This is a genomic window from Streptomyces sp. MnatMP-M17 (assembly GCF_900091995.1).
Lineage (GTDB): Bacteria > Actinomycetota > Actinomycetes > Streptomycetales > Streptomycetaceae > Streptomyces.
In genome coordinates, this window is the sequence record NZ_FMDK01000235.1 from 8510 (window position 1) to 33717 (window position 25208).

General features: G+C 66.5%; 19 protein-coding genes and 2 pseudogenes. 16 read left to right on the forward strand and 5 right to left on the reverse strand.

Annotation, left to right across the window (positions count from 1 at the left end; translation table 11 throughout):
* Positions 1 to 436: 436 nt before the first annotated feature.
* The 6 genes from GA0115259_RS11295 to GA0115259_RS42755 all read left to right on the forward strand — a co-directional run bounded on the left by GA0115259_RS11295 (position 437) and on the right by GA0115259_RS42755 (position 11830).
* Positions 437 to 2206 (forward strand): TIGR02677 family protein, encoded by a 1770-nt coding sequence (locus GA0115259_RS11295; RefSeq protein WP_141716527.1) that lies wholly within the window; start codon positions 437 to 439, stop codon positions 2204 to 2206.
* Positions 2203 to 3447 carry a TIGR02678 family protein gene (locus GA0115259_RS11300; protein ID WP_161230341.1) on the forward strand — a complete coding sequence of 415 codons (1245 nt, stop codon included), beginning with the start codon at positions 2203 to 2205 and terminating at the stop codon, positions 3445 to 3447. The genes GA0115259_RS11295 and GA0115259_RS11300 overlap by 4 nt, the downstream gene beginning before the upstream one ends.
* Positions 3434 to 7678, forward strand: a complete 4245-nt coding sequence (locus GA0115259_RS11305) for a TIGR02680 family protein (protein WP_093594595.1) — start codon at positions 3434 to 3436, stop codon at positions 7676 to 7678. Before GA0115259_RS11300 ends, GA0115259_RS11305 begins: the two co-directional genes overlap by 14 nt.
* Entirely contained in the window at positions 7662 to 8921 is a 1260-nt protein-coding gene (locus GA0115259_RS11310; protein WP_161230342.1) for a Wadjet anti-phage system protein JetD domain-containing protein, read from the forward strand. The genes GA0115259_RS11305 and GA0115259_RS11310 overlap by 17 nt, the downstream gene beginning before the upstream one ends.
* A gap of 314 nt (positions 8922 to 9235) precedes the next feature.
* Entirely contained in the window at positions 9236 to 11317 is a 2082-nt protein-coding gene (locus tag GA0115259_RS11315) for an AAA family ATPase (RefSeq protein ID WP_093594601.1), read from the forward strand.
* A 339-nt stretch (positions 11318 to 11656) separates the two neighbouring features.
* Entirely contained in the window at positions 11657 to 11830 is a 174-nt protein-coding gene (locus GA0115259_RS42755; RefSeq protein WP_093594604.1) for a helix-turn-helix domain-containing protein, read from the forward strand.
* Positions 11831 to 11863: 33 nt separating this feature from the next.
* Here the strand turns inward: GA0115259_RS42755 and GA0115259_RS11325 are convergent, their stop codons facing one another.
* A complete protein-coding gene (locus tag GA0115259_RS11325) occupies positions 11864 to 13003 on the reverse strand; it encodes a tyrosine-type recombinase/integrase (protein ID WP_256097975.1) in 1140 nt (379 codons plus the stop codon).
* 665 nt (positions 13004 to 13668) lie between these two features.
* Here GA0115259_RS11325 and GA0115259_RS11330 point away from each other — a divergent pair.
* Positions 13669 to 13914 carry a copper chaperone PCu(A)C gene (locus GA0115259_RS11330; protein WP_176732507.1) on the forward strand — a complete coding sequence of 82 codons (246 nt, stop codon included), beginning with the start codon at positions 13669 to 13671 and terminating at the stop codon, positions 13912 to 13914.
* A 21-nt stretch (positions 13915 to 13935) separates the two neighbouring features.
* Here GA0115259_RS11330 and GA0115259_RS41685 read toward each other — a convergent pair.
* Positions 13936 to 14204, reverse strand: a pseudogene (locus GA0115259_RS41685) (hypothetical protein).
* 173 nt (positions 14205 to 14377) lie between these two features.
* Between GA0115259_RS41685 and GA0115259_RS11340 the strand changes: the two are divergent.
* On the forward strand, positions 14378 to 14602 hold the full coding sequence (locus GA0115259_RS11340) for a DUF397 domain-containing protein (RefSeq protein WP_093594607.1): 225 nt from the start codon (positions 14378 to 14380) through the stop codon (positions 14600 to 14602).
* Between the two features lie 144 nt (positions 14603 to 14746).
* Here the strand turns inward: GA0115259_RS11340 and GA0115259_RS38975 are convergent.
* A pseudogene (locus tag GA0115259_RS38975) lies at positions 14747 to 14836 on the reverse strand (transposase); the annotation flags it as partial.
* A gap of 274 nt (positions 14837 to 15110) precedes the next feature.
* On the opposite strand from GA0115259_RS38975, the gene GA0115259_RS42760 reads away from it, so the two are divergent.
* Together GA0115259_RS42760 and GA0115259_RS11350 are read left to right on the forward strand one after the other, a co-directional pair.
* Positions 15111 to 15371: a helix-turn-helix domain-containing protein gene (locus GA0115259_RS42760; protein ID WP_370747624.1), complete on the forward strand. Its 261-nt coding sequence runs from the start codon at positions 15111 to 15113 to the stop codon at positions 15369 to 15371.
* A gap of 381 nt (positions 15372 to 15752) precedes the next feature.
* Complete coding sequence (locus tag GA0115259_RS11350; RefSeq protein ID WP_237539915.1) at positions 15753 to 16217, forward strand: hypothetical protein; 465 nt, start codon at positions 15753 to 15755, stop codon at positions 16215 to 16217.
* Here the strand turns inward: GA0115259_RS11350 and GA0115259_RS11355 are convergent.
* Complete coding sequence (locus tag GA0115259_RS11355; protein WP_141716529.1) at positions 16177 to 16674, reverse strand: hypothetical protein; 498 nt, start codon at positions 16672 to 16674, stop codon at positions 16177 to 16179. The genes GA0115259_RS11350 and GA0115259_RS11355 overlap by 41 nt on opposite strands.
* A gap of 170 nt (positions 16675 to 16844) precedes the next feature.
* Here GA0115259_RS11355 and GA0115259_RS11360 point away from each other — a divergent pair, with 170 nt between their 5' ends.
* From GA0115259_RS11360 to GA0115259_RS11370, 3 genes are all read left to right on the forward strand, one after another.
* Positions 16845 to 17669: an NPP1 family protein gene (locus GA0115259_RS11360; protein WP_093594619.1), complete on the forward strand. Its 825-nt coding sequence runs from the start codon at positions 16845 to 16847 to the stop codon at positions 17667 to 17669.
* Between the two features lie 486 nt (positions 17670 to 18155).
* Entirely contained in the window at positions 18156 to 19154 is a 999-nt protein-coding gene (locus GA0115259_RS11365; protein ID WP_161230343.1) for a phosphodiester glycosidase family protein, read from the forward strand.
* Positions 19151 to 21076 carry a metallophosphoesterase family protein gene (locus GA0115259_RS11370; protein WP_093594625.1) on the forward strand — a complete coding sequence of 642 codons (1926 nt, stop codon included), beginning with the start codon at positions 19151 to 19153 and terminating at the stop codon, positions 21074 to 21076. Before GA0115259_RS11365 ends, GA0115259_RS11370 begins: the two co-directional genes overlap by 4 nt.
* Before the next feature lie 185 nt (positions 21077 to 21261).
* Here GA0115259_RS11370 and GA0115259_RS11375 read toward each other — a convergent pair whose 3' ends face one another.
* Positions 21262 to 21915 carry a CBS domain-containing protein gene (locus GA0115259_RS11375; RefSeq protein WP_093594637.1) on the reverse strand — a complete coding sequence of 218 codons (654 nt, stop codon included), beginning with the start codon at positions 21913 to 21915 and terminating at the stop codon, positions 21262 to 21264.
* 329 nt (positions 21916 to 22244) lie between these two features.
* On the opposite strand from GA0115259_RS11375, the gene GA0115259_RS11380 reads away from it, so the two are divergent.
* From GA0115259_RS11380 to GA0115259_RS11390, 3 genes are all read left to right on the forward strand, one after another.
* The gene (locus GA0115259_RS11380; protein WP_093594640.1) at positions 22245 to 23195 is read left to right on the forward strand and encodes an Acg family FMN-binding oxidoreductase; all 951 of its coding nucleotides are present in this window, start codon (positions 22245 to 22247) and stop codon (positions 23193 to 23195) included.
* An 83-nt stretch (positions 23196 to 23278) separates the two neighbouring features.
* A complete protein-coding gene (locus GA0115259_RS11385) occupies positions 23279 to 23734 on the forward strand; it encodes a pyridoxamine 5'-phosphate oxidase family protein (RefSeq protein ID WP_256097976.1) in 456 nt (151 codons plus the stop codon).
* A gap of 185 nt (positions 23735 to 23919) precedes the next feature.
* On the forward strand, positions 23920 to 24948 hold the full coding sequence (locus tag GA0115259_RS11390; RefSeq protein WP_093594631.1) for a 6-phosphofructokinase: 1029 nt from the start codon (positions 23920 to 23922) through the stop codon (positions 24946 to 24948).
* The last annotated feature ends 260 nt before the right edge of the window (positions 24949 to 25208 follow it).

The following is a 25208-nucleotide window of genomic DNA, read 5'->3' on the forward strand; positions in this document are numbered from 1 at the left end:
TTGTGTTCTCCGTGACCCGGGCTTAACGATCTCGGGTTTGTGCTGTCCTGACAGATGCCCTTGCCATGCGCTCCTGCGGCGGGGGTGCTCCGCCGGCTGAGTCGTTTTCATACACATCCGGCCGCACTCCATGATTTCCATGGCGCTCCCTCGTCTGTCACGGCGGGTAGCTCAGTGGCCCGGCCCCTCAGGTATAGACCTGCCGCCGCAGTTGCACCGGCCCCCGTTCGGCGGCTTCAGCCTGAGTGAAACACCCGAGTTGTCGAACGAATGATCCACTCTTGGCAAAGTGCAGATCTGGGCCAGTCGTTGCCTGATACTGGACGAGATCGGTGTGCCTGCTGGGTCAGGGCGGCACGCCAGGGGTGGAACGGCTCGGGAGATCCAGTGCAGCTGACCTGTGCCAAAGTGGCGAACTTCTGCGTGTTGCGTGGGGGTGAAGATCGACAAGAAGGCTGCGCTGGTGGTGAGCCGGGAAACAGTGGCAAGACATCCTTCACCAATCTCTTTGACAAGTTCTTCGGCAGCGACGACACCAAATTCTCTTACAGGACCTGTCCGTCAGCAGGATCAAGAAGATCAAGTCGGCCGTGGAGGCCTACGGCTCGGCCCAAGCCGTTCCGGAGGACAGCAGCGAGGATTCATGACCACTGTGTACGGCTTCGGCCACCGCATGCCTCTCGTCAACTATTTGACATCCCAGCAGGCTGTGTACTTCCGACTCGCTCTGGATGTTCTTCTGGAGGAGGAGTCACGGCTCGGCATCCATCTCCCGACTGGCGAGATTGGCCGGGAGGTGGCCAAGCGGTTGAGCGGTGCCCCCGAGTTGCTGGCCGAGATGCCGCCGATCGACGGCCTTCTGGACTTGCTGAACACCTGGGGCAACGTCACCCGTATCTATAACTTGCGACGCAGCGGCACTGTGCAGGAGTTCATACGCAAGGACTTCCTGTATCAGCTGACGCCCGCGGGCGCACAGGTCCACCGCACGCTGACGCTGATCGACCAGGAGCTGGGAGCCACTGGCGCCCTTCAGGCTTCGATGCTGCCGGAGGTCCTTGAGGCGCTGACCGTGTTGGTGAAGGCCGTTGAGAAGTCTCCGCCGGACCTGGCCGGTGCCGGTCGCGCCTTCCAGCGCCTGGCCGGCGGATTCACGCAGCTGACGGGGAACGCGAAGCTCTTCGTGCAGGGACTCAACCGTTCCCTCGCTGTGGACGACCAACTGGACGTCGAGGCGTTCCTCGCCTACAAGGATGTCGTCGTCGGGTACTTGCAGACCTTCATTCTGGCCTTGAGCCGCACCGGGCCACTCATCTCCGGGCTGATCGAGCAGGCCGAGGAGGCCGACATCACGCTGCGGCTCGGCGACATCGCGGCCCTGGAGGCGGCTCCGCAGCTGGGCGTCGCGAAGGAGGACATCGTCGCGCGGGACACCGACCGGCTGGTGGGCCAGTGGGCGGGCGTGCGCAGCTGGTTCTTCGAGGGGCCCGACCGTCTGCCTGTCGCGCAGACCCTGCAAGATCGCGCATCCGACGCGGTCAACCACATTCTGCTGACCATCCGGCAGATCAACGAGCAGCGTTTCCGCAGAGTCGACCGAGCAGCCGACCTGGTGACGCTGGCCACGTGGTTCGACGCGATGGGCGACAGCCCCCAGCAGAAGGTGTCGGCGCTGTGGCACACTGCGTTCGGGATGTACTCCGCTCGCCATCTGGGCACACCACGCCCACAGGATGACGACGAGGATGTCCTTCCCCTGTCCAGCTGGTGGGACAGCTCGCCCGCAACGGTCTCTGCGGCATATCGGGCCTCCGGACCCCGGATGCGGCCCGGGCCGCCGCCCCGGGTGCGCAGTCCGCGCCGTGCCAAGAGCATGCTCGCCGCGGAACTCGTCAAGCAGCAGCACGAGGAGACCTCCGCAGAGGAATCGATGGCCGCCCGCGGCCCCGTCCGGCTATCAGCACTGGGGCAGTTGAACGACGCGGAGGCGGAAGTCCTGCTGCGCTGTCTGGACTGCGTGCTCTCCGCGCCAGAAGACGGTCCCGGCGTACGCAGGGCCCGGACGAGCGATGGACGGCTCGCGATCACCCTCGCCCCGGCGGAACCATCGTCCACACAAGCGGCGTCCGTCGCGATGCGCGGCGGGCGGCTGCGGATCGCCGACATGGAACTGACGGTCCGCCTCACCTCGGGGAGATCCGCGTGACCGCCCAGAGCCGCGAAGCCGCATTCGAACGCAGCCAGATCATTCGAGCACTACTGGTCCACCCCCTGCTGCACCGGCGGGGGCGCCACATTCGCACATTGGACCTGGCGCGCAGACACCAGGCCGAGCTGAGGCGCTGGTTCGACCACCACATCGGTTGGCAACTACATGTGGAGCGCGACCGGCTCCGTCTATTCAAGATCCCCGAGGCACCTGGCCGGCGGGACATCGAGGGGCCGACGGCTCGGCAGTCGGCCTTGTACTGCCTGCTCCTGGCGGTCCTGGAGGACTGCGGACGGCAGACCGTGATCAGCGAACTCGCTGGAAAACTCACTGCCGTGACCGCCACCCACACCGCGCTGCGTCGCTTCGACGCCACCGTGCATCGTGAACGCTTCGACTTGGTGGCCATGGTGCGGTTGCTGTGCCGGCACGGGGTACTCACCCCCACCGGTGAAGCGGGGACTGCCCGCGAGCAGGAGAAGGAGTATGTCGCGGGTAGCGGCGACGCGCTGTACGACGTCGACCACCGCACGGCGTCCCTGATGCTGGCCGCCCCGGTGGCGCCCGCTCAAGCGGGAGGGCCGGACGAACTGATCGACACTCTTGGGGCGGGACAGGGCAGGACGGCCGACGAGATGACCCGTCAGGCTCTGATGCGCCGACTTGTTGACGAACCTGTCGTTTACCTCGACGACCTTCCCGGCGAGCAACGTGACTACTTCCTCGCTCACGTCGAGGAGTTGCTGGCCGCCCTGCGCCTCGGCCTCGACACCCGTGTCGAGGTGCGCGCCGAGGGCGCGGCCATCATCGACGAGGAACTCACCGACCTGGAATTCCCCATGACCAGCGCGCCCTCGTTCGCCGCCTTGGTCCTGGCCGACCGGCTCTGTAGCGAGGTGGACAGCAGATCCCCGCGCCGAACGTTCGTACCGCATCCGCGGCTGCTCGAACTCACCGCCGAGGTCGCCGCTGATCTGCTCAAGGTGATCACCAGTATCAACGGCCACCCGATCGACGCGATCCGCGTCAAGGAAGTAGCGCTGCCCATCCTCATCCGACTGGGCCTTGCCGAACACATCTCCGGAGGAATCCGCATCCGCCCGGGCCTGGCCCGCTACCGCGCCCAGCCTGGCCTCGGCGCCCGCAAGGGCGCCGAGAACCTGATGCTCTTCGGCGCACACGACCTTCCCAGCTCACCCACCCTCCCCAGCGAAGACGACAGCGATGAGCCCCTCTGAGACTCCGGTGACCGACCCCGCCCTGCAACAGCTCCTCGACGGCGGTCTGCCGATACCCGAGCGCGAGCGCTTCCAGCCCCTGCGCATGGGACTGCTCGGCATCTGGGAGTACGACGAGCAGGTGTTCTTCTTCTACGGCGGGAAGCTGATCCTGCGCGGCCACAACGGCAGCGGCAAGACCAAGGCGCTCGAGGTAACCAGCCCACTCCTGCTCGACGGCATTCTGAGCGCCCGCCGCATGGACCCCTTCGGCAACGCGGCACGTTCCATGCGCGACAACGTCCTGTACCGAGGGCACGTGCAGCGGATCAGCTATGTGTGGACGGAATACGGCCACGTCACCGAGTCCGGCGAGTTCGAGTATCTGACGGTCGGTATCGGCGTGCACGCACTGGCGTCAGGCAAACAGGCGCTACGGGACAAGTGGTTCTTCACCACGTCCCAGCGCGTGGGGGCCGACTTCTCCCTCTACGACGACGACCGGCGGCCTCGTAACCGCGTCCAGCTGGAAGAAGTCCTGGGCAAGGAGAACGTTCACGAAAGGGCCAAGCACTACCGTGAGGCGCTCGCCGCACGCCTCTTCGGCTTCTCTTCGTCCAGGCTCCTCGCGCTCGTCGATCTTCTGCTGACGCTGCGCCGGCCCAAGTTGAGCGAGGACCTGACGGTGGGCAAGCTGAGTCAGCTGCTCAGAGACGGTCTGCCACCCGTCAGCAGCCTGGTTCTGGAAGACCTCGCCGGAAAGTTCGACGAACTCGCGCGTGAACGCGAGGAACTGCAGGCCCTGGTCCGCAACAAAGGCCATGTGGACACGTTCTTGTCCGTCTACGGCCAACTGGCCCGACGGATCGTGCGCAGCGAAGCCGAAGGTCTGGTCGCCACCGGAACACGGCGCAGTGCCGCGCACCGGACCCAGCGTGCGAAGGCCGACGAACTCTCCGGGGCGCGGGACCAGGTGCATCAGCTTGGGGCTGAGCGTCATCGCCTCCAGCTGCACAGCAACACCCTGCAGACCCGTGTCAACGAACTGAACAACAGTCCAGAGATGAAGCAGCATGGGCTGATCAACGCGTTGCAAAACCAGGTGACCGCCGCCGAGGAACAGCTACGCAAGGCCAACGAACGGCATGAGGAGGCGGTCGAGGGCCGCGACAAGGCCGCAGAGGAAGACGAGACGGAACAGGGCGAGCTGGAAACGGCTCTCCAACAGCTGAACACTGCGGATCAGTGGGCCGACCAGTGCGTGGCCGTCACCGCCCTGGAAGTCGTACACCGCGATCAGCGAGAGGCCGTCCGCCGCACCCCCGAGACGGCCCGGGACACCCTCATGGGCCATGTGAACTCACGGACGAAAATCCTGTCCCAAGCAGCCAAGCTCGCCGAGGACGTGACAGAGGCGCATCGAAAGCACGATTCAGCTGCTGACCTGTGCTCCCGCCTGGGCGAACGTCTCGACACGGCCAAACAAACCTGCGACGGGCACGAGGAGGACCTGGCACGAAGCACCCGTGAGCTGCGCGCCTTCCTCGTCGACTGGTCTGAACAGTGCCGGCAACTTCGGCTGACGGAACAGCAGTTGAGTGACCTCCTCGCGGCCGTACCCGTCCTGGGCAAGGACGCCGGTATCACACTGGCCGAGCTGGTCGCAGCCGAGGCCCGGCACGTTGAAGGGGCGCTGAACGCCACGCTCGCAGAGCAGAAGGCGTCCCGGAAGGAGCTCCAGGCGAAGCATCGGGAGCTCACCGCAGAACGCGGCAGTGTCGCCGCCGAGAAGGACCCCCCGCCTCCGGCTCCCCTCACCCCGCGCCGAACGCGGAAGGCTGAGCTCGGCGACGGCGCGCCCCTGTGGAAGCTGTTGGAGTTCGTGCCGACGGTGACGGATCACCAGGCGGCGCAACTCGAAGCCGCGCTGCTCGGAACCGGCCTGCTCGACGCCTGGGTCACCAGCGACGGCCGGGCTCTCTCCCGCGACACACTGGAGACCGTGCTCATCGCGCTCGACGAGCGGGAGGCACCGGAACGCTCCGTACTCGACGTCATCCAGCCCGTCGACCACCCGCTGGTCCCGGCGGCCGTGACCCGGCGCATCCTCAGCTCGATCGCTCTGGACGACCAGGACACCGCACACCCCCACTCCATGCGCGTTGGAGCGGACGGCACCTGGCGCATCGGCGCCGTCCATGGCCGTACGACAGGTACTGCTGCCGCCTACATCGGTGCAACGGCGAGGGCCGCAGAACGCAAACGGCGGCTGGAAGCCCTGGACCTGCAACTGCACGCGCTGGACGCGAGCATCACCGAACTCGACGCTCAGATCACCGGCACCCGGGGGCGACTGGACCAGCTGGACACCGAGTGCGCCGAGACCCGGGAAAAGGATCGCCCGGTGCGAGAGGCCCGGCGCGCACTCGACGGAGCACGCGCGTTGTTGAGCGAGCTCGAACGGGAGATACAGCAGGCGCAGACGGACAAACACGGGGTGTGGGAGGAGTGCCAGGACGCCGAGCGTCAACTCGACGACTACGCCCGACCCCGCGGCGTACGCCCCGACCACGCTTCCATTCTTGAGGAACAGCAGTCCCTGACCCGCTACACCAACAGCGTCACTAGCCTCTTCCACGCCGCCAAGGAACACCTCGCGCGGAGCAAGAGCGCACACCGCTCCGGACAACGCCTCATCGAGATCTCCACTCAGCTCCAGAAGCGCGAACAGGAACTCGCCGAAGCCCACACCGATCTCGAAGACAGAAAGGAGCAGCTCAAGGTACGAACAGACCTGGTCGGCGCCGACGTGGAGAAGGTCCTCGCCGACCTCGCCGTAGCTACTAAGGAACTCTCCGCGGCAAAGGACGCGCTGGAGGACAACCACAGCAAGTCCACACAGATATCCGAACAGGTCGGCACCCTGATCGGCGCCGTCGACACTGCAACGAAGGAGTGCACAGCACTCGACGAGCAGTACGAAAACGCGGTGAAGAACTATCGCCGACTGGGCGACTACGGCTATCTCGAGCTGGCGGGCGTGAACGCCGCCGGCATCGACAGTCTCACGGAGGTCGAGGCGCAGGCCCGGACCGGAGTGTCCCAACTGGCCGACGAACCCTGGAGCGAAGCAGCCCTCAACGAGGCACGCACCGACACCGACACCCAGTTCAGACTCTTGCAGTCCGAACTCGACGGACCGGACTGGCGGCCTCGCGCCACATACGACGGCACGCTGTTCCTGGTCACTCTCCTTCACAACGGCGAGAACCGCAGGGTCCCCGAGGCGCAGGACATCATGGCCAACGAAATCCACACCCGTCGCAGCTACTTGAGCGACGAGGAGCACGGACTGTTCACCGAGGTTCTGCTGGGGCGGCTCGGTGATCACCTCCAGCGTCGACGCGCCCGGGCGAAGAGGCTCATCGAGCACATGAACACCTTGCTCCAACAGGTACCCACGTCCTCCGGACACCTCATGAAGCTCATCTGGGAACCCGACCCGAACCAGGACCAGGACGTGCTGGACGCCCTGGATTCCCTGGACGGGCAGTCGAGCGAGCACCTGTCTGAGGACGCGCGTGAGCGGCTCATCCGCTTTCTCGTCGAGCGAGTGGAGACCGCCCGGGACAACGAGAGCGGTGCGGACTGGCGTACGCACCTGCGCGAAGCCCTCGACTACCGGGCCTGGAGCCGCATCCGTATCCGCCACAAGGCCGGCCCCGACCAGAGCTGGACCAATCTCACCGACCAGAAGCAGCAACGAGGGTCCGGCGGTGAACAGGCCGTTGCACTCCAACTGCCCTTGTTCGTCGCTGCGGCTGCTCACTACCAGGGTGCAGCAGCGACCGCGCCCCGCCCCATCTACCTTGATGAGGCATTCGCCGGCATCGACACCAAAATGCGGGGGCGGTGCATGGGGCTGCTCACACAGCTCGATCTAGATGTGGTCCTGGCCAGCCATGACGAATGGGGTTTCCATCAAGAGGTGCCCAAAGTGGCCACGTACCAGCTCTTCCGGCACTCAGGCCTGCCCGGCGTGCTGACCACCCCGATCCTGTGGGATGGCGCTGAGCGGCACGCCCTGCCGGACCCTGCCCTGCGCCAGGACACCTCCTTGGACATGGGCCTCGACTGGGACGACGAAGAGGACCTTCTCGACGAGGAGTTCGCCGAGGACGAGGTGACTGAGGCCGACAACGGCGACCACACCTTCGACGACGAGGATGCGGCGGATGACGAGAAGGGGTGAACTCCCCCCGGGGCTGGAGCAATGGGCCGGTACGCCGGGCGGAGAGGCGTTCTGCGCGGCCCTGCGCCGCCGGATCGCCAACGGAGGCAGGCTCGATCGCAAGATGAAACTGCCCCTGACATCACGGGAACGGGCCGACTTGGTGGACTTGTTCGGCACGAAGAGCCTGAGCGGCCCCTACGTGCACCTTGACCGGATGAACCAGGCCCTCCTGGAGGGCGCATACGCACTCCCGCTGCGCCAGCTGCTGATCGGCGTGGACGGTCCCCTGCTGACCAAACGAGGCCAGGCCCGATACCGCAGAATCGTAAAGAAGCACCGTATCCACCATGCGCGGACCACCCTGGCCGAGCGCCTCACCGGGGTCCCCGAGCTGGAGAAGGAACTCGCACTGCTCACGGCCTTGACCGATCCCTCGTCCTGGCTCCCGCCCGAGAACTCCACGGCGGCGACACGCACTTGGGCGACCTACAACGCCGCGCTCAGCGCGGCCGCCGAATGGTTTCAAGGACAGTTCCGCCAGTGGAAGTTCGCCGAACGTGAGCTCGCCGTGCGCGCGCTCGGCGGAAGTAAGAGATGGACGCAACCGGCCAAGAACGCCTTCAGTAACGTGATTGGCCTGCCTTTCGACCAGGCGGTCTACACCGCCGACACTGGAATCCGGATGCTCGGCCCGGCCAGCTGGCGGCTCGACAGCCTGGTCGCGGACGCTGCCGCCGCGCGGCCGTTCGTCGACGTCCCCGGTAAAGCTGCCGCCACCCAGGGCATCCTCGACGTTGCCGCCGTCGGCGTGCTGCTGATCGAGAACCAGGAGACGTTTCAGGCACTCAGCCGCACCAGCGTTCCCGAAGAATGGCTCTGCATCTGGATGGAGGGCTACGCCTCAGAGGCGCTCGTCATGTTCCTCACGCGCCTGCCAGACATCCCGGTGACAGCCTGGGGCGACCTCGATCCACCCGGCATCGACATTATCGCGAAACTCAGCGCCAAGAGCGGCCGCACCATCACCCCCATCGGCATGACCCCCGAACTCTACGCAGCTGGATACATGTTGGAGGAAGAGAACGAGGCACTCGCCGCCTGGCGCGAACAGGCAGAGACACTGACCGTCACGGCACCGGAAGCGTTTCGCCCGCTGGCCCGCGCTATCGCCGACAACAACGGCTACCGCTGTGAACAAGAAGGCCTGCACGAACTCGTCCTGCCACACCTACATGACCACCTCAGAAGCCTCTCCGCCTGACGCGGCGAGACGGCTGGGCTTCGTGAGGGACACTGTCGCGTGTGCCTCCCGACTGTCCGAGGCGGTCAAGAGTCCGAAGGCCAGCCGATTGGCTTCGCGCCTTGAATGTTGCAGGGCAAACGGCCCGGCTTTGCCCGGTAACCCCGTCGGCGCGTGGGCGCCGGGCTCGGGATAGTCGCACGTGACCACTCCCGCCCAGGACAGTAGCCGCCGCTCAGGAGCCTGTACGAGAGCAGTTCGTCTGAAATGATCCTGAGGCGCCGCGGACCGACGCGATCACCACTGACTGACTGGCGAGGAATGATTCTCTTTCCATGAAGATTCACTCAATAACTGCCGAGGATTTCCTCTCCTTCGCCTCGCTTGACCTGTCGCTGCGGCCGGGGACGACCATCGTGACCGGACCGAACGGTGCCGGGAAGTCGAACCTGGCGTCGGCCGTGGCGTTACCTCTGCTTGTTCTGGAGCGCGGGCTGCGCGGCGCGGACGCGGATCCGCTGGAGGTGTTTGAGCAAGCGGGTCGGCACGGGGCCGACACCTATGCCGTCAGCCTGGACATCGAGCTTGACCAGCCCTGGGAGGAAGAGCTGGTGCGGTGGTTCGTCGAAGCGGCCGTCGCCTCCGCAGCGCTTGAGGAAGTTTCCCCTGGCGCTCCAAGCCCGCGGGCGGCCGTCCTGGCGCTCTTCACAGAGTTGGGAGTGGCTGCGGACTCCGTGCGTTCCCTGCTGAGGGGAACATTGCATGTCGCCTACAACGCTCGGCAGCCCGAACGGTGGTGGGCCGCCTGGAACTTCCGCCACGGCGGCGAGGACTTTCAACTCCTGCTCGACGGGCCGGGCAGGAACCGTCTTCAGCGAGGCCATTTCTTCCCGTGGATGGACGGCCTTGTGAGTCACTTCCGCGCCACGGTGCCGCCTCTGGGACACACACCGGACACAGAAACGACTAGCGGTGTCGCCGTGCTGAGGTCCTTTCTGTGCGAGGAGATGTCAGAGAGAGCGGATAAGCCACAGCCTTCCGCAGTCGACTTCGGCCGCATGCTCGACACTCTCGATCAGACGGTCGCGTTCGTCATGCAGGTTCAACCCCTGACGAACGGCAGTGCACGGCAGCCGGTGAGTCTGGGCATGCTCGCCCGCGCACTGGGTCAAGAGCAGCAGCACCCCAACGTCCGCTTCGAATTCCGAAGCGTGCTGGCCGAAGTGCTACGCCGCGGGCTGGTCCTCACCGACAACCGCCGACTGCCGCTGGCGCGGCACTTTCCGCTAGCAGTCCTGGGCGTGCCGGTCGATCTGCGCGACGGCAGCGGCGTGGCCGCCGAACTGTTCCGGCTGAAGAACGGAGACCCGGACGAGCAACAGCGCTTCGAACAGGCCCGGGAGATCTTCACCGGCATCACTGGGCTGTCACTGCACTTGCGCAGTCTGCCGGCGGACGACTCCACTGTCGCCGTCGACATCCTCGTTGGAGAAGCCGACCAGGCCCGTATCGCCCAGTTCGCGGGTGCCGGAATCCAGGAGGCGCTTTTGCTGGCTGCTCTGCTCGCTGGCGAACCGGGGCGGGTCGTCGTGCTGGACGAGCCCGCGGTGAACCTGCACCCCACGATGCAGCGGCGTCTGGCCCGCCGCCTTGCCGATGTCCACGGCATTGTCATCACCCACAGCCCGGACCTGATCCCGTGCTCCAGTATCGACGACCTGGATCATGTCGTCCGGCTCACTCCGCACCCCGACGGCACCCGGGTCGCCACCCTTCCCGCGCAGAACAAAGGGCGGCTCGGTGAGTGGCTGCAGAACCTGCTGCTGACTGACGTGCGGGCGCTGCTGTTCGCCTCCGCGGTCATTTTGTGCGAAGGCTCCACCGAGCTGGGCGCGCTCGGGCACTGGTGGCAGAACGGTGCGGCTGGACTCAATGATCCGCAGGGCGCGAACATCGCCCTGGTCGACGTCGGCGGCGACAACAACTTCGGCGGCTACATCAACTACCTGGAAGCGTTCCAGATCCCTTGGGCGGCGGTGGCCGACGGTCCCGCATTCGGGCCGAGCAGCGGGCTCAGCAAACAGCTCAGCAAGCTCGGGCTGACACCCCCCGACAGGCGTCCCAACGATGATGACGCCTTCCAGGTCTGGCGGGAGTACTGGAATCGCACCGGCGTCTTCACCGTCGCCGACACCTTCGGCGGGGACCCCGACAAGTCCGGCGAGTTCGAGGCCTTCCTGCAACGTATCGATGAAAAACTGCTGGAACGGACCCGTGACATCCACCGCAAGAGCAAGCCACGCATCGGTACCGCCTTCGCCGCCGCCTACCCCGAAATACCCCCAGAGGTAGCCGACCTCTACCAGCAGATTCGTCGCCACCTCACAACCCGAACCGATCCGCCACAGGCTCAGTGACCCACAGACGCCGGTATGACCGTCCCTTGTTGGAGGACGACAATCTCGATGAGCGAGGCCTCCGGTGGCCAGCCGGTGGCCGACGCCTTTGGACGGTGCAGCACGAGGCAGCATCGGTCAACCAGGCGTACATGCTCTGATCAGGCAGAACAGCACCAGACAGCACGACCAGGCACCACGTAACACGATCGCTCACGGTCTCGTAATGCGTAGGTCCGGACTTGCGCTACGCACGGGCGCGCTGCACTTCTCTTAGCTGCTTGCTGACGTCGGATTCCATGTGCTGGGTGCGGCCGGAATCTGCGGATACTCTCCGACTGACCGGACCTTGGAGGGTCAATGGACCGTAGGTTTGCAGGCATCACGGCCGCTGCGGAGTATCTCGATGTAAGCGAGCGTTGGATGTACCGGGAGTCTCGACGGCATGGGATTCCGCGGTATTACTTCGGCGGCAGGCTGAAGTTCAAGATCGAGGATTTGGATCGTTGGGCGAGGCAGCAGAGGGTGGTGTGATGGGGTCCGGGCCTACGGCCCGGACCCCATCTGTTACAGGCCCACGTTGAGCAGCTTGGCGGCGCGGCCGATCGACGCCGGCATCAGGTGCCGGTAGATACGGAAGGTCATGCCGATGTTCTTATGTCCCATCCACTCTGCGACGTCTGTGATCGGTATGCCATTGGACAGGCAATTGGATGCGAAATAGTGCCTCATCGAATATGGGTTGAGCTTGCGCGTGATGCCGGCGCGCTTCTTGGCGACGTCCCACTGATATTGCAACGTTGTGTGGGCCCAGTAGGGGCTCCGCTGGGTGCGAAGTAGGTAGCCGTTCTGATCAGTGCCGTGACGCTCGGCGTAGGCAAGCAGTGATTCGCGGACGACGGTTGCCATCGGGACCTCGCGGAACTCTCCGGGCTTGCGATGTTTGAGCCGCGCTGGTTGGCGCGCGACCCCGTCGATCTGTTCCGTGATGCGGTAGACGTCGGTTGCTACCAGACGCTCGACGTTGGCGGCGTAGGCTTCGCCGTTACGGTGACCACAGCCCGACATCAGGTCGATGATCACCCGCAGTCCCTCGGAGGCGGCTTGCTTGAGGGCGTGGATCTCGTCCAGCGTCGGGATGGTCACCTGTCGAGGTATGTACTCAGGAGGGATGACTCCGTCAAAGGGGTCTTCGCTGATTCCGCCCCTGCGCTTCGCGTCCAGCAGAATCTTCTTGAGGACGTCGAACGCGTTCTGCTGAGTGGCGAGCCCGACTTCTTGCTCCTCCATCGCCATGATGAAGTCTTCGACGACTGACGAGGTGAAGGTATTGATTCGGCGGGATTCCAGCACCGGCAGGATCTGAGCCTGCAGGAGTTGATTGACGGTTCGGGTGCTCCCGCTCGCGTAGTGCCGTTGCCGCGTCAGCCACTGCGATGCGTATTCGCCGAAACGTTTCTTCCCGGTTTCTCGCTTCAGCTCCGCTTGCTGGCGAGGAGTGTTCCGTTTCTCGTTGTACAGCGTCGTCAGTCGACTGAGTGCGTCCTGCTGTTTGGGATAACCCGTCTCTTCGCGCTGTCGGCCGGCGGCGTCACGGTAGCGTATGGCGTAGGGGTGCGGGCATCCGCTCCGCCTCGTACAGGCACAGATCTTGAAGTAGGTGCCCATCCCGCGGGAAAGTTTGGTCGCCAAGGTGCCGGTCTCCACTCATGCTGGGTCTTTGCTGACCTCCATGGCCTCAGCATGGTTCTGACCTGCGGCCGCACCAAATTCAGCCACGAAGATCAGCATCTTCATGGGTGTCTCCCGGGTTGATTAGCAGCTATGCCTCTGACCATGGTTTTCGCAGGTCACATGTGCTGTGGCCGCTCTGTGATCTTGGCGGTGCCAGGCGCTCCGAAGCGGCGTTCGGCGGTACTGATGCTGACCAGATGCCGACTTTCCTGACGCATGATCAGCTCCTTGGGGCGCGATTGAAGACGCTCCGCGGCGGTCCGCCGCTGGCATTCAGTATCGATCCAACTTCGCCACCCGGCACGGCATGGGGGACAGGCGATTCTTGGCGCACGTGGCGCACGTCAGTTCGAGTGAGGCGGAGTGCTGCAGATCTATCTCATCGGTGCCACGGAGAGTCATTGCCGCACTGATGTGCATCGGGCGACGACTTCGACGCACGGCTTGCCTCAATTACTGCTGCCTGCGGTTTTACCTTGAAGGGAAGAGGAACCGCGCGTTCGGGAGGCAGGCGTGATCGCTCGGAGCCGCACGCAGTCGTTTGCCCAGGGCGGCCGACGATGACCGAACGGATTTGGTGACGGCCCACCCGGCGCCGTCTCGGTGAAGCCCTGCTTGCCGCGCTCGCGCCCGTCGCCGTGTGCGGCGTCGCCCTCGGCGGCCTGACCACGTGGGTCGCCTTCGACAAAGCGGGCAGCCCCGCCGGAATCGAGGTCGATTCCGGGTCGGTGTTCCTGCCGTACGGCGACAGCCGGGACACCGCCGCGTTCTTCCGGATCTCCAACTCCGGAGGCGCGGACGACTGTTTGATCGGAGTCGAGCGCTTCCTCGCCTTTGCCGGTGTCGCCGCCACTCTGCTCTGCTACCGCCGACTGGCGATGTGAGGCAGCCACCAACTGCCTGGGTCAGCGCCACTGCGGCGGGATATTCGCCATCTGCTCCAGCAGGTCCCAGCCTTGGCGCTTCTGCTTGCGTTCCTCCCGCGAGTCATGCCACGGGGCACCATGCCCCACCCAGTAACCACGGTAGTTGCGCAACCCCATGACGCCGGCGTCGCCGACATCGGACTCATTGCCGCAGCAGGGACAGATGGCCGCCGTCGGCCAGCCCCCTCCCAGAACAACTCGTCGTCGTATCCAGACACCCGGCATACGGTCTCGTCCTCCACGCTCACCCCGACTCCGGTTTATCGGTCACTGTCAAATGCAACGGTGGCCACGAAGATGACCGCTGCCAGGGGAAGGCAGTCGTTGCGATTGACGGTGTCCCACCTTGCCAGTTGCACGTCTGGCGAGCCGGGGTGATGGTGGGTAGTGAAGCCCGATTGAGCATCGAAGGGGTAGTCCGATGACTGAAAAGAAGGCTGAACTCTACACGCTTGACCTGACGGATACGCGCTGGGTCAAGAGCAGCAAGAGCACGACAGGGCCTTACTGCGTAGAGGTGGCAGACCTTGGTGGCGGAGCCGTTGCGATCCGTGACTCGAGGCGGAAAGACCTGCCGTCCCTGCGGTTCACCGCGGAAGAATGGACGGCGTTCCGAGACGGCGTCCGCGAGGGCGAGTTCGGCTAGGAGTTTTTACGTTTGATCAATGGCAAACCCGGTCCGGCTTCACCGGAGAGTGGGGCCGGGGCGGGTAGTCGAGTTGTTTCAGGACAAACCCGTGGGATCGAATCACACGCCCACCCTGCACGTGGATGGCCCCTGATCAGGCCTCGGTTCGAAGGAGCCGTCCCGGTCGCGGGGCACGGTTATCTCCACCGGCCCGACATCGGTCAGCACGGTCTTGGAGCTTTCGCCGTTACGGAGTTGCCGCCGTCCTTACAGTCCCTCCCAGGAGAACTTGGCCATCGGAGCTCTCCGACTCGCCGACCACACCAACGACGCCGCGGGGCTCTGCCACCACGCCCGCTATACCAACCGTCCGCTCGTCACTCTCGGCATCGCTTGATCAACCCGGACACATCACCTGAACGATGCCGCCCTGGGCGGCGGGGTGTCTGGGACCGTCACGCTGCCGCTTCCTGGGATGCCTGTTGCCGAGGAGTTGTATTGCGTTGAGTCGTAGCGTCGGGTGGTGATGCGTCGCGGGGAACTTGGCTGGACGCAGCAGCAGATCGCTGACCGGCTGGGTATCTCGCGTCCGCAGATCTGGGAGTTGATCGCCCGGCACGGAGTGATCCCGCCGCAGGACGAACTGCCTGGCGAGACGCTGGAGTTCACCGAGGGTGAACCTGACAGCGATGCTGTCCCGGAGCCGGAGCCGGAGCCGGAGCCGGAGCCGGGACGGCCTGGGAGGAGAAGGCGCGGGGCGGCAGGGAGAGGGAGCTCACGGAACTGACGGAAATGTCCGGCACGGCCTGAGTCGACGTCAAAACGTAATGAGAACACCTCTCTACCGCCGGTAAGATCATTCTGCTTATTCTTCGCCAGCGAGAGATGCCAGGAAAGACCATGAAACTGCGCAGGGCCCTCCCGATTTCCGCCGTATTGCCGGGCCCTCCTCGCGATATCCGCATGCAGCGGCGAATCGACGGAATCCGACGGTAGGAAGCCGAAGGCGAGCACGAGCGCGGAGAGCGCCGAGGAGGAAGAGGCCGCCAAGGCGAAGCGCCTGGGGGCGCTCGATGGAAAGAGTCTCGAAAAGGTCGCCCTCACCGGAAGGACCGCGGGATTCGACGCCAAGAGGATCGCCAAGGCGGAGGTCGAGGCCGGCCGCGGCATGGAGGCCGACAAGAAGGCGTGCCAGCCCCTCGCCAGCCTGATCGGCGGCTTCACGCACATTCCCGCGGTGAGCACTGTGCACCGCTCTCTGCTGCCGGGCGAGGCGACCAACGCGACCGTCGGGTCCATGTGGCTCGCCTCGCACTCGGAGGAGAACGCCCCCCGGGTGATGAAGGAGCTCCGCACTGCCGTCGCCGAATGTTCCAAGGGCTTCAAGACCCTGGGTCTGATGTACGGCAAGGTCGAGAGCCTTCCCGCGCCGAAGCTGGGCGACGAGGCGGTGGGCTACCGGATCACCGGCGACATCGGCAAGCAGAAGATGCCCATGACGTACACGGTGGTCCGCAAGGGCGGGGTCATCGCCGCGTTCTACGGCGTGAACATGCTGGACGCGAAGAAGGCCGCGATCCCGGAGCCGGTCATCAAGGCCCAGCTGGAGCGGATCGCGGGCACGGCGGACTGACGCCGCCCGCCGCGGCGTCCATGCCCTCGTTCTCCGCGGACCAGAACCCCGGTCCGTTGAGGCCACCCACCCAGCAGCCGGGGCCGGTGTTGGTGCCGGCGGCCGAGAAGGTCGCGACGCTGAACGACGCGGTCTTGAAGGTCGCCGTGTCGACGGCCTTGCAGCCGTCGTTGAGCTTTCGGACGATACGGCTGACCATGCCCTGGACGGCGGTCTCGGTCAGACCGAGGGACCGCAGCGCCAGCCAGGCGTCGGTGAAGCCGATGCCGGTCTTGACGGCGGCGTCCATCGCCGTCACCGCGGCCTTCGCCGACTCGAAGAGCGCGCCGGCGACGAACCAGGAAGCGGCCCAGGCTCGTGCCGGGATGCGACCGCGACGTTCCGCTGACCCGGCCGGGCGCGCTTCCCGGGCCGCAACGCTGGGCGGGCCGACCGGACAGCCGTACCTGGACGGCATGAGGATTGTGGCCGCCGCGGGAGGGATCGATCTTGTTCAGGAGCGGTTCACCGGAGTGGTCTTCAGAAGAACCTGTCATGGACACTCTCATGGGGGATGCTCTCGGTAGCCATCACTCGGCCGCGTCGGCACTGCGCCGACTGCTCGCTGAGTCATCCGAGAGGACGGACATGGACAATTTGTCATCGCCCGGAGCGGGTAGGTCGGCTCTGGCGTATTTCAGGCGGAAGCGGTCCTGGCTGGGGGCGCTGCTCGGTGCCACGGTCCTGACCGTGGTGCTGCCGTCGTCAGTGGCTCATGCCGACAATCTGCCGAACCTGCCCCAGAACGCCGGGGGTTACGAGGCGTCCTTCTCGCCCGCATATGACTACGACGGCGATGGCTGCTACCCCGTTGCCGCCATCGCGCCCGACGGATCGCTCAATCCCGGTCTGAACACCTCGGGCGCGGTCAACGGCAGTTGCCGCGACCAGTCCGACCTGGACCGGACCCAGACCTACGCCCGCTCGAAGTGCAACAACGGATGGTGTGCAGTCGTGTACGCCAGCTACTTCGAGAAGGACCAGGCCCTCCCCGGCAGCGGACTCGGTGGTCACCGCCACGACTTCGAGCATGTGATCTCATGGATCAACCAGGCGTCCAACCAGGTGGAATACGTCACGACCACACAGCATTCCAGCCAGGTGACCTATCCGCGTTCGCAGGTGCGCTTCGACGGTTCCCACCCCAAGGTCGTCTACCACAAGGACGGTCTGGGCACCCACTTCTTCCGGCTTGCCAACGGTAACGACGAGCCGGCGGAGAACCACTACCACAACTGGCGCCAGCCCCCCATCGTGGACTGGAACGGGTGGCCCAGCACCTCTCTGCGGGACCGCCTGAACAACGCGGACTTCGGGTCGGCCACCATCAAGACCACGGACAAGGACGACCGCTTCCGGAACCTCCTGAACGCCTCCAAGCCGTCCGGCATCGCCTTCGATCCCTGGGCCTGACAGCAGGACCGTGGAACCGCGGCGGCTGCCGAGAAACAGCGCGGCCCGGTGACTGTTCTCCGTGATTGCCCGATACAGCAAGGTCGACCTTTTGTTCGGGCACCCGCGATGCCGTCGCGGCCCTGACCACCGCCCGCTTGATTCAGTGCCCCTGTCGGACCTGCGATGCCCCGGGCACTGGGGAGCAGGCGGTGGTCGGGGGGACCTGGAGCACCTTCCGTGCCACTCCTCGAACGAGATCCGGTCAGCCACAACGCACCGACGCACCGAGGGACTTCCGGTACAGGCCGGATACCCCGCCGTCGCCAAGAACCCGCCAGGTCGTCAAGGTGCGACTTCACAGCGAGGGTTCATTGCGGGCTCGTGATGGCGTCATCCGTACTTCTCAGTTGATCTTTCTACTCGGGTGCGCGCCCGTTGAACTGGGCGTGGCGGGGGCTGTTCTGCCTCCGCGTCATCTTTTGACCCGAGGTTCCAATGAGATTGATGGTCTTGAACCATCGGTATACGAGGCCACTGCTGGTGGTGCTCGCCACGGCGACCGCACTGGCGGCCGCACCTGCCGTCGCGTACGCGGACGACAGCCGGCCCGCGCCGGTCACCGGCGGGATCCCTTTGATCAACACGGCCGAGAAGATCGGTCCGGGGATCAACCTGAAGCATGTGAAGGCGCTCGACCAGAAGGGCTGGTACGACGCGCAGTTCCTGACCGTGAACCTACCGGCGACGCTCAGCTACGGGCTCGCTGACAACGTTGCCAAGACGATGCGGTTCGCGATCGGACACGGCGGCACCGTCGTCTCCGGCGGCCAGGTCGTCAAGGGCCTCGACACCTCGATCGCCCCGCGTACCGCGCTCGGCTTCAAGGACGGCGGCCGTACCCTCGTGCTCGCCACCTGGGACGGCCCGGGCGGCACCGGCAAGGGCGGCGTCGGGATCGACAAGGAGGCGCGTGACCTCGCCGCGATGGGCGTGGAGACGGCGGTCAACCTCGATGGCGGCGGCTCGACCACGATGGTCGCCCGCGCGCTCGGCGAGGACGACGCGACCGTCCGCAACGTCCCGTCCGACGGCCACGAGCGCAACGACCCGAACGGCGTCGGGGTGTTCGTCGCGAAGGGCGACGGCAAGCTGCACGAGATCCTCGTCAAGCCCGCGCCGGGTGCGGCGTCGGCTGACGGCGACATGAAGGTCTTCCCGGGGCTGCGCCGCGCACTCGTCGTGCGGGGCCTCGACAAGCACGAGACCCCGGTGCCGGTCGACCAGAAGTCCGTGCAGTGGTCCGCGGACGAAGCGTCCGTCGAGGACGGCACGCTCATGGCCCCGGCCGAGGCGGGCACGATCAAGGTCAAGGCGCAGGTGGGCGGCGAGCACGAGGACGCGAAGGTCACCGTCCTCGGCCCGCTCAACAGCGTGGAGCTGTCGTCCCAGCTCCTGTCGATGGCCGACGCGCGACGCCCGAGCAGGCGGCCACCGTCTCCGTGACCGGCCGCGACGCCCAGGGTTACACCGCCCCGATCGACCCGCGGGACCTCGCGCTGGACTACGACCACAGCGTCGTCGACGTCCGGCCCGCGAACGGCAAGCTGAAGGTCATCCCGCTCGCCAACGCGAGTACGATCCTCAAGCTCTCGGTCTCCGGCAAGTCGGTCCAGCTCCCGATCACGGTCGGCGTTCAGACCAGGACGGTCTACGACTTCGAGGACGACGTGCTCGCCCGCTGGCGCAACAACAGCACCGCGGCCACGAAGTTCTCGGCGGACCCCGACGGCCTGCGGATCGACTTCAACGCGATGCGCAACGTGGGCATCTCTGCGGCATCGACGGCCCAGCGCGTCCCGGTTCCCGGCCAGCCGTTGCGCGTGCGGGTGCGGATCAAGTCGAGCATCAGCGTACCGAGCGGTCTGACCTACCTGGGCTACACCGACGCGGCCGGCAAGAGCGGCGGCGTCTACGGCACCGCCCTGACCGCGAGCAGCGACTGGCAGAACGCCACGTTCACGGTGCCCGCGACCGTGGCGTTCCCGATCGCGATCTCAAGCTTCCAGGGCATCAACACCAATGTCGCCCAGCAGAAGGCGGGCACGTTCGTCCTGGACCGCATCGAGGCCGACGTCCCGACGTCGATCGACCTGCCCGCCCAGCCCGACCTCCAGACCGACCCGATCGTCTCCGACGACGGCTCGCTGCTCGTCGGCCGCAAGACGTGGCAGTTCGCCACGCTGTCGGACGTGCAGTTCACGGCCGACAACCCGGCACTGACCCAGGTCGCGACGGCCGCCATCCAGCGGATCCGCAAGACCGACCCGGACCTGCTCGTCCTTAACGGTGACATCACCGACCGCGGCCTGCCGCAGGACCTCGCGCTCGCCCGCCAGGTGCTGACCGACGCCGGGTGCGACCTCATCCCGGTTGGTCAGGAGCCGGCACCGGACAGCACGCCGGACCCGAAGGCCGGCTCGATCCCGTGCTACTACGTGCCGGGCAACCACGAGTCCTACGGCCTCAACAACGTCCAGAGCGACCTGACGAACTTCACCACCGAGTTCGGCCGGCCGTACCGGACGTTCGACCACAAGGGCACGCGGTTCATCCTGCTCGCCAGCTCCCTCGGATCGCTGCGCGGGACGGCGTGGGACCAGCTCCCGATGATGCGGGAAGCGCTCGCCGACGCCGAGAAGGACAAGTCGGTGCGCAACGTCATGGTGTTCGCCCACCACCCGGTGGACGACCCCGCCGACTCCAAGTCCAGCCGGCTCGGCGACCGCGACGAGGCCGCGCTCATCGAGAACATGCTCACGGACTTCCGTGACTCCTCACACAAGGGTGCCGCGATGGTCGGCTCCCACGCCCAGATCGCGAACGTCCACCGCCTTGAGGGTGTGCCTTATACGGTTCTTCCGTCCTCCGGCAAGGACCCGTACGGCACGCCGGACCGCGGCGGTTTCACCGGCTGGGTCGACTGGTCCGTCGACGCGAGCCGGGACGCGACACAGCAGTGGTTCAAGGCCGATGTACGCGCCTTCGCGCAGTCGATCACGCTCAACACCCCGGCCACGGTTGAGATCGACAACACGGCGCAGCTCTCGGGCAGCATCGTGCAGCCGCAGGGAGTGTCGACAGGCTCGCGTGTGGTGCCGCTGCGGTACCCGGTGTCGGTCGACTGGAGCGGCTCGTCCAACCTGGCGATCGGCAGCGGGAAGAACGCCGTCGACGACGCCCGCCGCCGGGGCAAGGTCGCGATCCTCGACCCGCAGACCCGGATGCTCACCGCGCTGCGGCCCGGGTCGGTGACCGTGGCAGTGACGAACGACTCCATGCGTGCCTACACCGACGACAGCTCGCTCGCGCCGGTCACGACCTCGAAGACCATCCAGGTCGTGCCGGTCGAGCACAGCGATAAGTAACCGTCACCAACACCGGCGGGCAGCCGCCGCGGATCGGCCTCCGAACGGTCTGACACGCGAGGTGGCCCGGCTGGGGGCGAGCACGCACGTGCCCGCCCCCAGCGCTGCCCGGTCGCGATGCCGCCGGAGCCACAAGCATGTGCGGCTCCGGCTCGGCGGCTGACCGAACCATCGACAGCCGCGGGTCACTGGCTTGTGGCCGGGTGCTTCAGGTCCTGGGAAACCGAGACGACGCCGTCCACGCTCTCGCACAGCCGTTCCAGTACGGGGACCAGGCGGGCGTCCTCCAGCGTGCCGTGCAGTGTGACCTCGCCCTCCTTGACATCGGCGGTGACAGCCGTCGGGGCGAGGCCGAGTGTTCCGATCAGGACATCGTGGGTGATCTCGTCCCGGATGGCGTGGTCCTGCCGCAGGAAGACACGGAGCAGGTCGGCCCGGCTGACGATGCCACGCAGTGTGTCCGTCTCGTCCACCACGGGCAGACGCTTGACCTTCTGCACCGCCATGAGGCGGGCGGCCTCCACAACGGTCCAGTCGGGGTGCGCACAGACCACCGGGGCCGACATGATGTCCTCGGCGGTGCTTCCCTCGACCCGGGCGCGCTCCCATGCCTCCAGGTCCGGCAGCGGTGTTCTGCCCGACAGATCGGACCGGTTGGCCGCCTTGCGCAGCAGATCCGCCTCCGAGACCAGGCCGACGGGCCGCCCGGCGTCATCGAGCACGGGTACGGCGCTGATGTCGTGGTCCGCGAGCGTCCTGGCGATCTCCTTGAACGGTGTATCGGGCCGCACACTCACAACGCCGTGGGTCATCAGCTCACCGATCTCGCGGTGATCCATGTCCTCACTCCCTTCGTGGCCCTTCATGGCCCCCATGGCTGTCACTCCTGGCCGTCGCTCCCGGCCATGACCGCGTCACGCGGCCATGCCTCCAGCGTCACCGGCGCCGCCGCCGGACGATATGAGCCACTCGGCCCTTCATAGCGGAACGAAGGGGCACGGACGGGCTCCTTCCAGGCCCGACAGGTCCCGGAACAGGGCCTTACGGCCCCTGCCGCGAACCGGGCCACGACAGCACGCTGGAGGAAGGGGCATCACCTATACGGGGAGCAGCCGTGTTGTCACCCCCGCTCGACGAAACAACGGTGGGCGGCCTTGTCTTCGACGCCATGGCCGCACCCTCCATGCACAACGCCCAGCCCTGGCGGTTCCACTACAGCCCGGACAGCCGTACGCTCGCGCTCTTCGCCGACCTCGACCGCGCCATGCCGTACTCCGACCCCACCACGTCCGGCCTGCACATGGGGTGCGGTGCCGCACTGCTGAATCTCCGGGTCGCGGCCGTGCACCAGGCTCTCCGCCCGGTGACGGCGTTGCTGCCCGACCCTCGCACTCCGGCGCTCCTGGCAACCGTACGACTCGACTCCGCGGCGGCCGGCACAGCGGCGGTGGCATCGGGCGACGGACTCTCCACGCTCTACCCGGCGATCCATGAACGGCACACCAGTCGCTTCCCCTTCATGGACCGCGAGCTGCCGGGCAATGTCCGGCGCGAGCTCGGCGAGGCCGCCCGGCAGGAGGGCGCCGAACTGACCTTTCTCACCGGTCCGCACCTTCGGTCCGTCCTGGATCTGATCCGGGACGCCGAGGGATACAACCGGATGGACCCCCACCGGGAAGCCGAGCTGAGCCGGTGGACGTGGAGCGCCGGAGCTGACGCACCCACCGAGGGAATCCCCGACTACGCCTTCGGACCGCGCAAGCGGGGCGGCACAGCTCCGGCGCGCGACTTCGCCGGTACGGGCGCGGTGCCCGGCAGGCCCGTGGCGGACTTCGAGAAACAGCCTGAGCTGGTCCTGCTGAGCACCCCGGAGGACGGACCGGCGGACTGGCTGCGCGTGGGGCAGGCCATGGAGCGCGTCCTGCTCCTCGCCACACTGCACGAAGTGACGGGCGCGCCCGCGACTCAGGCCCTCGAACGGCCGGAGCTGCGATGGCTGTTGCGCGACCCGGTCTCCGGGTTTGGCCATGTCCAGATGGTCCTGCGCCTGGGATACGGGCCCCGCGGCCCTCGAACGCCACGCCGTCCCGTGCGGGACGTACTGACGTTCGGCGACTGACCGAGCGGCGGGCGTCGAGCAGCGGACAGGGAGGCCGGAGAGGACTTGGGGGATCCGGAAAAGACCGAGGGATGTGATCGACTGTGACGGATCGAACTCAGAATGCTCAGAATGATTCGCCCGAGCCCGAGTTCGCGATGCTGAGCCCGGAGGAGTGCCGTGCTCTGCTCTCCACACACGGTGTCGGCAGGGTAGCCGTGTATACGCACAACGGACCCGCTGTCGTTCCCGTCAACTATGTGGTGGCGGGAGACGGCTCGGTGGCGTACAGAACGGCCCCGGGCACCGCTGCGGCGGCTGCCGCCGACCAGGAGGTCGTCTTCGAGGTCGACCATGTCGATGACGCGGTGCGCCAGGGATGGAGCGTCAATGTCGTCGGCACCGCTCACGCCGTCACAGGCGACGCGGCCGCCCGTGGCCTGGACCAGCAGGCGTACACCACCCCCTGGGCGGGCGACGACCGCCGACTGTGGCTGTCGATCTTCCCCGCGCGGATGACGGGCCGCCGCATAGGCCCCGTACCGGCTCCCGGCCGGTGAGCGGGCGCATGAGTGGCGAGGGCGAACGGTGTGTCGTTTCCTGATCGAAGAGACCCGCGGACGTCGCGGAGGCGGGCGGGCCCGCGGAGCGCTGCCGGGTGCCGGACCCGGATAGGGATCGTGACATACGGCGGTGTGAGGCGTGTGCTCCGCATCGGTGGGAGCGCGAGGGTGAGGGAGAAGGCATGCGGGTGGGAGTTCTGACCGGAGGCGGCGACTGCCCGGGTCTCAACGCGGTGATCCGCAGCGTCGTGCGAAAGGGCGTACAGGAGTACGCCTGGACGTTCACCGGTTTCCGGGACGGCTGGAGTGGTGTCCTCAACGATCTGACCGTGCCGCTGGACGTGGCGGCCGTGCGCGGCATCCTGCCGCTCGGCGGCACGATCCTGGGCTCCTCCCGCACCAACCCGCTCCGGGTCGAGGACGGCGTCGACCGTGTCAGGGACACCCTGAGCGCGCACGCGATCGACGCGCTCGTCGTGATCGGCGGCGAGGACACCCTCGGCGTGGCGAACGCCCTCTCCCACGAGGGAGTCAAGCTGATCGGGATCCCCAAGACCATCGACAACGACGTCGGCGGTACCGACTACACCTTCGGGTTCGACACAGCCGTCAATATCGCGACCGAGGCGATCGACCGTCTGCACACCACCGCGGAGTCGCACCGGCGGACCCTCGTCGTGGAGGTCATGGGACGCCACTCGGGATGGATCGCCCTGCACGCGGGCGTCGCGGGAGGCGCGAACGCGATCCTCATCCCTGAGCGGGAGTTCGATCTCGACCAGGTGTGTGTCTGGGTGGAGAACCGTTTCAGGATCAACTATGCGCCGATCGTCGTGGTGGCGGAGGGAGCGGTGCCGCTGGCCGGGCAGATGGTGGTGAAGGACGAGTCCCGCGACGAATTCGGGCACGTACGCCTGTCCGGTATCGGCGACTGGCTGGCCCAGGAGATCGAGGGCCGTACGGGCAAGGACGCCCGTACGACGGTCCTCGGCCATATCCAGCGTGGCGGCACCCCGAGCGCGTACGACCGATGGCTCGCCACACGTTTCGGACTCCACGCCGTGGCAGGGATCAAGGACGGCGCCTTCGGGACGATGGTGGCCCTGCGGAGCACGGACATCGTGCGTGTCCCGCTCGCGGACGCCGTGCGGGCGCCCAAACGCGTCTCCACCGAACTGTACGAGGAGTTCGGCGTCTTCTTCGGCAGCTGACCGCGGCCACAGGGCCCCTGCCGCCAACTCCAGCCAACTCCGCGGCTTCTGGGCACTCGACCAGCCCACCTTCTGACAAGCCTTGCGGGCCGCACGAGTCCGCCGACGTGGCCCCGGACCGTCCGGCCCGGGGCCATGGGCCCCACACGCACGAATTGCCCGCCAGGGCACGCGAGCCCGGCAAGATCCAAACGAGAGGCCCTAGGGCCTGTGTGATGTCGTGATCAATCCTGCCGATCCGGGTCCGCCTGGGTGGCGGA

Excerpts from the sequence above, each read along its gene's own strand:
- GA0115259_RS11305 (WP_093594595.1), top strand. The coding sequence starts at position 3,434 with ATGAGCCCCTCTGAGACTCCGGTGACCGACCCCGCCCTGCAACAGCTC.
- GA0115259_RS11310 (WP_161230342.1), top strand. The coding sequence starts at position 7,662 with ATGACGAGAAGGGGTGAACTCCCCCCGGGGCTGGAGCAATGGGCCGGT.
- GA0115259_RS11315 (WP_093594601.1), top strand. The coding sequence starts at position 9,236 with ATGAAGATTCACTCAATAACTGCCGAGGATTTCCTCTCCTTCGCCTCG.
- GA0115259_RS42755 (WP_093594604.1), top strand. The coding sequence starts at position 11,657 with ATGGACCGTAGGTTTGCAGGCATCACGGCCGCTGCGGAGTATCTCGAT.
- GA0115259_RS11340 (WP_093594607.1), top strand. The coding sequence starts at position 14,378 with ATGACTGAAAAGAAGGCTGAACTCTACACGCTTGACCTGACGGATACG.
- GA0115259_RS42760 (WP_370747624.1), top strand. The coding sequence starts at position 15,111 with ATGCGTCGCGGGGAACTTGGCTGGACGCAGCAGCAGATCGCTGACCGG.
- GA0115259_RS11350 (WP_237539915.1), top strand. The coding sequence starts at position 15,753 with ATGGAGGCCGACAAGAAGGCGTGCCAGCCCCTCGCCAGCCTGATCGGC.
- GA0115259_RS11355 (WP_141716529.1), bottom strand. The coding sequence starts at position 16,674 with ATGCCGTCCAGGTACGGCTGTCCGGTCGGCCCGCCCAGCGTTGCGGCC.
- GA0115259_RS11360 (WP_093594619.1), top strand. The coding sequence starts at position 16,845 with ATGGACAATTTGTCATCGCCCGGAGCGGGTAGGTCGGCTCTGGCGTAT.
- GA0115259_RS11365 (WP_161230343.1), top strand. The coding sequence starts at position 18,156 with ATGGTCTTGAACCATCGGTATACGAGGCCACTGCTGGTGGTGCTCGCC.
- GA0115259_RS11375 (WP_093594637.1), bottom strand. The coding sequence starts at position 21,915 with ATGGATCACCGCGAGATCGGTGAGCTGATGACCCACGGCGTTGTGAGT.
- GA0115259_RS11380 (WP_093594640.1), top strand. The coding sequence starts at position 22,245 with ATGGCCGCACCCTCCATGCACAACGCCCAGCCCTGGCGGTTCCACTAC.
- GA0115259_RS11390 (WP_093594631.1), top strand. The coding sequence starts at position 23,920 with ATGCGGGTGGGAGTTCTGACCGGAGGCGGCGACTGCCCGGGTCTCAAC.